This is a genomic window from Caulobacter sp., assembly GCF_035254145.1.
Taxonomy (GTDB): Bacteria; Pseudomonadota; Alphaproteobacteria; order Caulobacterales; family Caulobacteraceae; genus Caulobacter.
On record NZ_DATFAV010000156.1, the window covers coordinates 1 to 9,773 of the forward strand.

Sequence of the window (9,773 nt, forward strand, 5' to 3'; positions counted from 1 at the left end):
GCTGTCCGAAGGCCTGAAGCTGCAGCTGCACGCTCGCTCGATCCTGCTGCCGCACCCCTCGGCCGGCATGCTGCACATCGAGGCGCCGCTGAGTCCCGAGATGAAGGAAGGCTTCCGCAAGTTCGGCTTCTCGGAAGACGAGGCGGACGCGGAGCCGTTCGCGCGGCGCCAGACGAAGCGACGGTAGGCAGCGAAAACTGTCATCCCGGCCAAGCGCATAGCGCGCGGAGCCGGGACCGCCGGAAGCTCGGCGTTTCTTGCGGTCCCGGGTCTCCGCTACGCTTCGTCCGGGATGAAACCAATTTTCGACCTCTACACCAACCCCGTCACCACCTTCGCTCTCGCGCTATCCGGAAACACCTTGCTCTCCAGCGCCGCGCGGTCGACGCCCATGTGGTCGGCCAGCACGCCCTTGAACAGGCCGCGCATGTCCAGCGTCGGCGCGGTGTCGCGGTTCTCGAACAGCGCGTTTTGCGAGAGGCCAGGCCAGTCGCCGACGATGCCGCCGGGCTTCAGCGCGCCGCCCAGGATCAGGCCCGTCGAGGCCGTGCCGTGGTCGGTGCCGCTGGTGCCGTTGATACGGGCGGTGCGGCCGAATTCGGTGACGGCGATCACCACGGTGTTCTTCCACTCCGCGCCCAGCCCCGTGCGCAGGCCGTCCAGCACCGCGTCCATATAGGTCAGGCGGGTGGCGATCTGGCCGGGCTGGCCGGCGTGGGTGTCGAAGCCGTCCAGGGAGATGGCGGCGATCTGAGGCCCAGCGGGCTGGATCATGAAGCCGCCCAGGGTCGAGCCCAGCTTGCGCGCAACCTCGGAGCCGGCGCGGTTCTGGCGGTCCTTGGCCATGGTGGCGGATGTCGAGGCTGGCGCGCCCATCGACGGCGTCGAGGCGGCGGCGACGTTCATGGCCGGCGTCGCGGCCATCGCCGTCATGGCCTGTTGCGCCATGGTCTCGGTCTCCAGGCCCCGCGCGAACGCCGGCCCCAGCAGCGGGTCGGTCTTGTAGAGGTCCTGCAACAGGGTGGGCAGGCGGGCGGTTTCGTCGACACCCTTGCCCGGTGACCAGCTGGCGGCCTGCACCTTGCCGCGCAGGATCAGCGGCGCGGTGGCGCCGACCGACAGGCCCTCGACCTTGCGGACAGGGGCCAGGGCCTCCAGCGTGCGATTCAGCCACCCGGTGTCGGCGCCATAGACGCCCGAGGCGCCGGTCTCCAGCACGTCCTGGGCCTCGAAGTGCGAGCGGGCGCGGTCGGGACTGGCGATGGCCGGGGCGATGCGGGCCTCGCCCTTCCGCGCCAGCGCGTGGACCGTCCGAAGCTCCGGATGCAGGCCAAAGGTGTCGTCCAGTCTCAGCACGTCCTCGGGCTTCATGGCGATCGAGCCGCGCAGGGCCGCGTAGTCGGGATCCCCGACCGGCGGCGAAACCGACAGCCCGTCCATGCCGCCCCGGCAAATGACGACAACCAGCTTCTTCTTGGCGAGATCGCCCTCCGAGGCGGCGAAGGCCTGGGATCCCAGGACGTTGACGGAGATCCCGAGACCGGCGGCCAGGCCCAGCAGCGAGCGGCGGTTCATTCGAGCGTTCATCGGCGTTGAAACTCCGGGCTCATCACGAGAAGGGCGAAGGCCTCCTTGCGGGTCTCGGCCCGCGAGACCGCCTTGGCGACGGCGGGCGTCAGGCGCGCGCCCAGGGCCTGAACCGCCAAGTCATTGGGATCTGTGCGATCGGCCACGACGGCGGCGAAGCCCTGGGCCCACTGCATCCGCTTGATCAGGGCGTCGGGCGCGGCCCAGGTCTGGGCGTCGTCGGGCCAGCCCTTGGGGGAGGGGGGCGAGAACGGCTTCTGGCCCAGGCCCACCAGGATCGGCGCCAGGCGATCGAGGGCGGAGGGTTCAGCCCCGATCAGTCGCCAGGTCGACAGGGTGTACTCGTAGGGCGTCTTGAACTTGGCCGGGGTCGGGTCCCAGGCCTCCGGGCTTTCGATCAGGGCCTTGGCGACCCGCGCCAGGTCGCCGCCTGTCTCGATCCATCGCTTCTCTAGCCGCGCGGTCAGGATGGGCGAGGGCGTGTCGGAGACGAAGTGGCGGGCGATCTTGCCGCAGACGTGACGGGCGGTGCGCGGATCGGCGGCCAGGTCCCGCAGCACCGACAGACCCTGCTCCATCCCCTGCCGGCCGTAGTGGCGGCCCAGGATCGTGCGGCCGCCCGGCTCGTGGGCGTTCTCGCGGAACACGAACTGGCCGGCGCGATCCTCGGCGTCGCGACCGATCGAGAAGCCGGTCAGGGCGCGGGCGAACTCGGTGACGTCGGCTTGGCGATAGCCGGCGTCGACCCCGACGGTGTGCAGCTCCAGGATCTCGCGGGCCAGGTTCTCGTTGAGCCCGACCTTGCGGCCGTTGCGCCGCGCGGCGGCGGCCGCCGCCTGGCTGTTCGGACCGATCGACTGGGCCTGGTCGAGATAGGTAAGCATGGCCGGATGGGTCGAGGCGGCGATCAGCAGGCTCTCGAAGCCGCCGAAGGCGTTGGGGCGGATCGCCTCGCGCTCGAACGGGCCGATCTGCACGGCGGTGATCTGCTCGGTGGCCGAGACCGTGAAGTGATTGGCCCAGAACAGCGCCCAACGCTCGCGGAAGGCGGCCGGGGTGTTGGTTCCCAGGCGCGCGCGGGCCAGGAAGTCGTCGCCGACCTTGTCACGCAGCACCCGCCGGGCGTCCTTGAGGGGGTCAGCCTTGTCCAAGGGGGCGTTGGCGGCGGTCGCGCCGGCCTGGCCGTCCTTGCGGTCGCGCTCCATCTTCCGCAGTTGCTCGTAATCGCGGATCTGGGCCAGGCGCTGAGCGGAGGTCTCGCCGCTGTCCCGCGGGAGATCGGCGCCGTCGTGGCGGATCTGGTCAACCAGGAAGCCCCGGGGGTCGGCCCTGGCGGTCTCGATCTCGCCAGGGCGGGCGCCGAGACCAAAACGGGTGACCGCTATGGCGGCCATCATGTCCTTGGACGGTAAGCTCAAGCGGCGCTCTCCCTTGCGCGACGTCGCGACATTGCCCATTCAACGCTCAATGCGGCGCGATCCGTCGCGACACCCTGGAAAGAGTCTCGCCGTGTCCGACAAAGCCGAGCTGCTGCTGAAACCCAAGCGCTTCTACAAGGCCGCCGCGGCCGCGCCCTTCCTTGGGGAAAACGGGGAGGGCGGCTATGCGATCCAACTGGATGGCCGCACGCCCAAGTCGCCGGCCAGGAAACCTCTGATCCTGCCGACCAAGGCCCTGGGCGAACTGGTCGCCGCCGAGTGGGAGGCGCAGGTCGAGTTCATCGACAACAGCCTGATGCCGGCCACGCGCCTGGCCTTCACGGCGATCGACCGCATCTCCGAGACCCGCGCCGAGGTGGCCGGCGAGATCACCGCCTACGCCGCCTCGGACCATCTCTGCTACCGCGCCGAACATCCGACGGCGCTGGTCGAGCGGCAGGCGCGGGAGTGGGGCGCGATCCTGGATTGGGCGCAGGCCGAGCATGGCCTGACGTTCACGCCGGTCGCCGGGATCATCCACGCGCCCCAGCCCCAGGCCACCCTGGCCGGGGTCGAGGCCCTGGCCCTGACCCTGGACGACTTCTCATTGGCCGGCGTGGCCTTCGCCGCCGGCCTCTACGGCTCGACCGTGCTGGCCCTGGCCGTTCGCGCCGGCCGCCTGACCGGCCAGCGCGCTCTGGATGTCTCGCGTCTGGAGGAGATCTTCCAGGCCGAGCAATGGGGGAAGGACGCCGAGGCCGTGGCCCGGGCCGAGGCCCTGGCGGCCGAGGCTACGATGATCGATCGCTGGTTCGCGGCGTTGCGCTGAGGGGTCGATACGCGGCAGGGTGGAAATTCGCCGGGCCCGGAATCTTCCGCCCGCCGCTTATGCTGCGCTGCCGCAAGGTCTGCCTTGCGCCGGGGCTCTGGCCCCGCTAGGGCTGGCCCATAAGGTGGGTCAGCCGCCAGATCCGGGCAGGGGAGCACGCGCGTGCAACACATTCTTACGGAACTCGAGCGTCGTCGCCAGCAAGCCAGGATCGGCGGCGGTGAGAAGCGGGTGGCCGCCCAGCATGCCAAGGGCAAGCTGACCGCGCGCGAGCGCATCGACCTGTTGCTGGACGAGGGCTCCTTCGAGGAGTTCGACATGTTCGTCGAGCACCGCTGCGCCGACTTCGGCATGCAGGACCAGAAGATCCCCGGCGACGGCGTGGTCACTGGCTGGGGCACGATCAACGGCAAGGTCGTCTACGTCTTCTCCAAGGACTTCACGGTGTTCGGCGGCAGCCTTTCGGGCGCCCACGCGGCTAAGATCGTCAAGGTTCAGCGCCAGGCCATGAAGGTCGGGGCGCCGGTGATCGGCCTGTTCGACGCCGGCGGGGCCCGCATCCAGGAGGGCGTCGACAGCCTGGCCGGCTACGCCGACATCTTCCTCGAGAACGTCATGGCCTCGGGCGTGGTGCCGCAGATCAGCGTGATCATGGGCCCCTGCGCCGGCGGCGACGTCTATTCGCCCGCCATGACCGACTTCATCTTCATGGTGAAGGACACGAGCTACATGTTCGTGACCGGCCCGGATGTCGTGAAGACCGTCACCAACGAGGTCGTCACCGCCGAGGAGCTGGGCGGGGCCCGGGTCCACGCCGCCAAGTCGGGCGTCGCCGAAGGGGCGTTCGAGAACGACCTCGAAGCCCTGACCCAGGTGCGTCGCCTGGTCGACTTCCTGCCCTCGTCCAACCGCGAGGCCGCGCCCGAACGCGACAGCTTCGACGAGGCCTATCGCGAGGAGATGAGCCTCGACACCCTGATCCCGGCCGACCCGACCAAGCCCTACGACATGAAGGAGCTGATCCTGAAGGTCGTCGACGAGGCCGACTTCTTCGAGATCAGCAGCGAATGGGCCAAGAACATCATCTGCGGCTTCGCGCGGATGGACGGCGAGACGGTGGGCGTCGTGGCCAACCAGCCCCAGGTGCTGGCCGGCGTGCTCGACATCGACTCCAGCCGCAAGGCCGCGCGGTTCGTGCGGTTCTGCGACGCCTTCAACATCCCGATCATCACCTTCGTCGACGTGCCGGGCTTCATGCCGGGCACCAAGCAGGAGTACGGCGGCCTGATCAAGCACGGCGCCAAGCTGCTGTTCGCCTATGCCGAGGCCACCGTGCCGAAGATCACCGTCATCACCCGCAAGGCCTATGGCGGCGCCTATGACGTCATGAGCTCCAAGCACCTGCGCGGCGACCTCAACTACGCCTGGCCCACCGCCGAGATCGCGGTGATGGGCGCCAAGGGGGCGGTCGAGATCATCTTCCGCCAGGAGGCCAAGGACCCGCAGGCCCTGGCCGCCCGCGAGGCCGAGTACAAGAACGCCTTCGCCAATCCGTTCGTCGCCGCCTCGCGCGGCTATATCGACGACGTGATCATGCCCCACGGCACCCGCCGCCGGATCGTGCGCGGCCTCAAGAGCCTCAAGGGCAAGGAGCTTTCCAACCCTTGGAAGAAGCACGATAACATTCCGCTCTAACAGCGGAGGCGACGCTCTTGTCGGAATGGATCCAGGCCCTGTCGCCCTTCGCCGGCGTCGGCCTGGCCTTCGCCCTGGGCCTGCTGATCGGCGTCGAGCGCGGCTGGTCGCATAGACTGGAGCCGGACGGCTCGCGGGTGGCGGGCATCCGCACCTTCGCGCTGCTGGGCCTGGCCGGCGGCGTGGCGGGAGAGGCGACGGCGCGAGTCTCGCCGCTGATCGGCGGGGCCCTCCTGATCGCGGCGGCCGCGGCCCTGCTGATCGGCTACGCCCGCGCCGCGGCCAAGGACGACCTCAGCGCGACCACCACCGTCGTCGGGATCATAACCCTGGGGCTCGGCGCCCTGGCGGCGGCCGGCCAATGGACCCTGGCCTGCGTCCTGGCGGCCATCACGACCTTGACCTTGGCCCAGAGGAAACAGCTGCACGAATGGGTCGAGGGGCTGAGCGAGCTCGAGCTCCAGGCCATCGTCCGCTTCGCCCTGATCTCGCTCGCCGTCCTGCCGCTGCTGCCCGATCGCGAGTTTGGGCCGATGGACGCCTGGAACCCGCGCGAGATCTGGATGGTCGTCGTGCTGGTCTCGGGCCTGTCGCTGATCGGCTACGCGGCGAGCCGCAAGCTGGGCGCCGAACAGGGCGTGCTGGCCACGGCGGGGGTTGGGGCGGTGGTGTCGTCGACCGCCGTCACCGCCGCCATGGCCGCCCGGATTCGCAAGTCGGACGGGGAGGCGAGGGTGCTGGTGGCGGGCATCGCCCTGGCCTCGACGGTGATGGTCGCGCGGGTTCTCGTGCTTGTCGCCGTCCTGGCGCCCTTCGCCCTGACGGCGTTCGCGCTGGTGGCGATTCCGGCGGGCCTGGTGGGCGCGGCCTATGTCGGCTGGGCGCTGCGCGCGCCTTCGGCGTCGGCGAGCGATAGCCCCACGCCCTCGGTGCGCAATCCGTTCGACCTGGGACCGGCCCTGCTGCTGGCGGGCCTGGTGATGGTCATCTCGCTGGCCGGCCGCTGGGCCATGCAGGCGTTTGGCCACGCCGGCCTGGCCACGGTGCTGGGCATTTCGGGCATGGTCGATGTCGACGCCGCCATCATCGCGATGAGCCGCCTGCCGGACGGAAGCCTGACCCCCAAGGTCGCCGGCCTGATCCTGGCCGCCCCGATCCTGGCCAATACCCTGGTCAAGGCCGGCCTGGCCTTCACCATCGTTCGCGGCGCGGCGGGGGTGAGGGCCGCGGCGCCGTTGCTGCTGACGTTCGTCGCCGGCCTGGCGGGCGTCGCGGCGCTGGCGGTGGTGTTTTAGAGCGCCAATCCCCATCGGAGGATGGGAACAAAACCCTCTCTCTTTGAGAGAGGGAGGGGCCCGCCGCGCGGCGGTGGGAGGGTGAGAGGTTACGAGGCTAGCCGAGAATTCTCCCTCGTTTCAGTGGTTTGTTCGTATCTGCCTTGTCCGGTGAGGGTGAAACCTCTCACCCTCCCATGCTGCGCATGGGCCCCTCCCTCTCTCTCAGAGAGAGGGATAGTTACGGGCGTTCGGGCGAACTTATCCTCCCCCTCGAAACCTGCCGTATTCTCACTTCACCTCGTCGCGAGGAAAGGGCGCATGGCCAGCGACCATCGTGGCGGCGGGGGGCGATCGAGCGGGGACAGGTCCGAGGGGGATACTCGGACGGTCCGGGGCTGGGCTTGCTGGGCTCACCCGCCCGTCGTTGGCGTGGTTGGGGGTAAAGGGATGTGTCTTAGCCTGGATTGGCTCGTCCTCTCCGACCGCTGGGTCTCTCGGGAAACCGAGAGCCCAGGTCCCGGTAAGGCCTGAACAGGGCCACCTGACGGGAGGCTGGCGGATAACGGTCGCGCGGAGCGTTGGGCTTCGTCGAAACGGTATTCACTACTCACACTCCGGACGAATGTCCGGCGCTCCGCGTCCCTTTCCATCCCTTCAGCGAGCGATCGCGTGAAGCGGCGGCGGCGTGCGCCAAATCCTCCCCCCCGTGGGGGAGGCGGTCCGAAGGGCCGGAGGGGGAAGAGGCAAGGTCGGCAGGACTTCCCCCTCCGTCCGCTTCGCGGACACCTCCCCCGCTGGGGGGAGGATTTGGGATGGCCCTAACCCCCAAACCTTTCCCTTCCCGCCCGACCCTTCTATATGCGGACGCTTCTTCGCTTCCGTTCGACTCCCCCGAAAGGCCGCGCCCGCATGGCTCGCATCCTGATCACCTCGGCCCTGCCGTACATCAACGGCATCAAGCACCTGGGCAACCTGGCGGGGTCGATGCTGCCGGCGGACGTCTATGCGCGTTTCCAGCGGGCTCGGGGGCACGAGACGCTCTACATCTGCGCCACCGACGAGCACGGCACGCCGGCCGAACTCGCGGCCACCGCCGCCGGCCAGGACGTCGCCACCTACTGCGCCGAGCAGCACGTGTTGCAGCACGACGTGGGGCGGGCCTTTGGCCTGTCCTGGGACCATTTCGGCCGCTCATCCTCGCCGCAGAACCATCGCCTGACCCAGCACTTCTGTCAGGCCCTGGAGGACCACGGCCTGATCGAGGAACGCGTCGACCAGATGGTCTATTCGGTCGACGACAAGCGCTTCCTGCCGGATCGCTATGTCGAAGGCACGTGTCCGCATTGCGGGTTCGAGAAGGCCCGCGGTGACCAGTGCGACAACTGCGGCAACCTGCTGGACCCCACCGACCTGATCAATCCGTACTCGGTGATCTCCGGTTCGCGGAACATCGAGGTGCGCGACACCCGCCACCTCTACCTCCTTCAGACAAAAATGGCTGACCGCATCAGGGCCTGGGTCGACAGCCACGCCGACTGGCCGCCGCTGGCCCGCTCGATCGCCTACAAGCACCTGGACGAGGGGCTGATCGACCGCGGCATCACCCGCGACCTGGCCTGGGGCATCCCGGTGGCCAAGGACGGCCTGCCGCGCCCCGGCTTCGAGGACAAGGTCTTCTACGTCTGGTTCGACGCGCCGATCGAATACATCGCCGCGACCCAGGAATGGGCCGAGGGCTCGCCGGACCGCGACTGGAAGCGCTGGTGGCGCACCGACGAGGGCGCGGACGACGTCCGCTACGTCCAGTTCATGGGCAAGGACAACGTGGCGTTCCACACGGTCAGCTTCCCGGCCACCATCCTCGGCTCGGAAGAGCCGTGGAAGAGCGTCGACATGCTCAAGGCCTTCAACTGGCTGAACTGGTATGGCGGCAAGTTCTCGACCTCGAACAAGCGCGGCGTGTTCATGGACGCGGCCCTGGAGATCCTGCCGCCGGATCTCTGGCGCTGGTACCTGACCGCCAACTCGCCGGAGAGCAGCGACACCGCCTTCACCTGGGAGCAGTTCGCCAGCGCCGTGAACCGCGACCTGGCCGACGTGCTGGGCAACTTCGTCAACCGCATCCTGAAGTTCACCGAGAGCAAGTTCGACGGCGTGGTGCCCGAGGGCGGCCAGCCCGGCCCGCTGGAGGAGAAGCTGTTCGCCGACGTCTCGGCGCGCCTGGCCGATCTGGCCGAACAGATGGACGCCATCGAGATCCGCAAGAGCGCCCAGGCGCTGCGGGCCCTGTGGGTGGTCGGCAACGAGTACCTGCAGGAGGCCGCGCCGTGGACCGCGATCAAGACCGATCGCGACCGCGCCGCCGTCATCGTCCGCACGGCCCTGAACCTGGCGGCCCTCTACGCCAAGATCTCCGCGCCGTTCATCCCGTTCGCCGCCGAGAAGATCGGCGAGGCGTTCGGCCTCGACTTCCCGGCCGCCTGGCCGTCGAACGACGGCGCGGCCGAGCTTTCCAAGCTGACCGTCGGCCAGGCGATCACGGTCCCCGAGGTCCTGTTCAAGAAGATCGACGACGACCAGATCGCCGAGTGGGCGGCCCGCTTCGGCGGCGCGGAATAGGGTGATCGCGGCGGGGGACAGCACGGAGGACGGCAAGGGGCTTCGGACGCTCGTCCGTCTCTGCCTGTTTTACGCCTCCCTGTTCCTCGTTTCGGGAGTCAGCCTGCCTTACGCGGGCACCTTCCTGCGCGACCGAGGCATGAGCGGCGGGGCGATCGGCCTGATCCTGGCCGTGCCGCTGCTGCTGAAGCCCTTCACGGGCCCGGTGCTGGCGGTCTGGGCCGACGGCTTCAGGCTGCGACGTTCGCCCATGGTGCTGCTGCTGGTCGGCGCGGGCCTGGGCTATGCGGGCCTGCTGGCCGGCAAGAACCTCTTCTGGCTGATCCTGGCCTGGTTCGTCGGCCAGAC

The 9,773-nt window shown here is 69.1% G+C and carries 7 protein-coding genes and 2 pseudogenes; 6 read left to right on the top strand and 3 right to left on the bottom strand.

All coding sequences use genetic code 11. The features are described from left to right. Positions 1 to 187 (top strand): annotated as a pseudogene (locus VJ655_RS09165) (RluA family pseudouridine synthase); the annotation flags it as partial. 125 nt (positions 188 to 312) lie between these two features. Here the strand turns inward: VJ655_RS09165 and VJ655_RS09170 are convergent. Together VJ655_RS09170 and VJ655_RS09175 are read right to left on the bottom strand one after the other, a co-directional pair. After that, positions 313 to 1,587: a DUF1501 domain-containing protein gene (locus tag VJ655_RS09170; protein ID WP_324110762.1), complete on the bottom strand. Its 1,275-nt coding sequence runs from the start codon at positions 1,585 to 1,587 to the stop codon at positions 313 to 315. Further along, positions 1,584 to 3,044 carry a DUF1800 domain-containing protein gene (locus VJ655_RS09175; RefSeq protein ID WP_324110763.1) on the bottom strand — a complete coding sequence of 487 codons (1,461 nt, stop codon included), beginning with the start codon at positions 3,042 to 3,044 and terminating at the stop codon, positions 1,584 to 1,586. Before VJ655_RS09175 ends, VJ655_RS09170 begins: the two co-directional genes overlap by 4 nt. Before the next feature lie 52 nt (positions 3,045 to 3,096). Here VJ655_RS09175 and VJ655_RS09180 point away from each other — a divergent pair, with 52 nt between their 5' ends. From VJ655_RS09180 to VJ655_RS09190, 3 genes are all read left to right on the top strand, one after another. Then, positions 3,097 to 3,834 carry an ATP12 family chaperone protein gene (locus tag VJ655_RS09180; RefSeq protein WP_324110764.1) on the top strand — a complete coding sequence of 246 codons (738 nt, stop codon included), beginning with the start codon at positions 3,097 to 3,099 and terminating at the stop codon, positions 3,832 to 3,834. Between the two features lie 162 nt (positions 3,835 to 3,996). Further along, a complete protein-coding gene (locus VJ655_RS09185) occupies positions 3,997 to 5,529 on the top strand; it encodes an acyl-CoA carboxylase subunit beta (protein WP_324110765.1) in 1,533 nt (510 codons plus the stop codon). 17 nt (positions 5,530 to 5,546) lie between these two features. Then, complete coding sequence (locus tag VJ655_RS09190) at positions 5,547 to 6,824, top strand: MgtC/SapB family protein (protein ID WP_324110766.1); 1,278 nt, start codon at positions 5,547 to 5,549, stop codon at positions 6,822 to 6,824. Between the two features lie 220 nt (positions 6,825 to 7,044). Here VJ655_RS09190 and VJ655_RS09195 read toward each other — a convergent pair. Next, positions 7,045 to 7,406: pseudogene (locus tag VJ655_RS09195) on the bottom strand (hypothetical protein). Between the two features lie 309 nt (positions 7,407 to 7,715). On the opposite strand from VJ655_RS09195, the gene metG reads away from it, so the two are divergent. Both metG and VJ655_RS09205 read left to right on the top strand, forming a co-directional pair. After that, a complete protein-coding gene (gene metG / locus VJ655_RS09200; protein ID WP_324110767.1) occupies positions 7,716 to 9,425 on the top strand; it encodes a methionine--tRNA ligase in 1,710 nt (569 codons plus the stop codon). Between the two features lie 4 nt (positions 9,426 to 9,429). Then, on the top strand, positions 9,430 to 9,773 hold a 344-nt coding region (locus VJ655_RS09205), incomplete at its 3' end, for an MFS transporter (protein ID WP_324110768.1).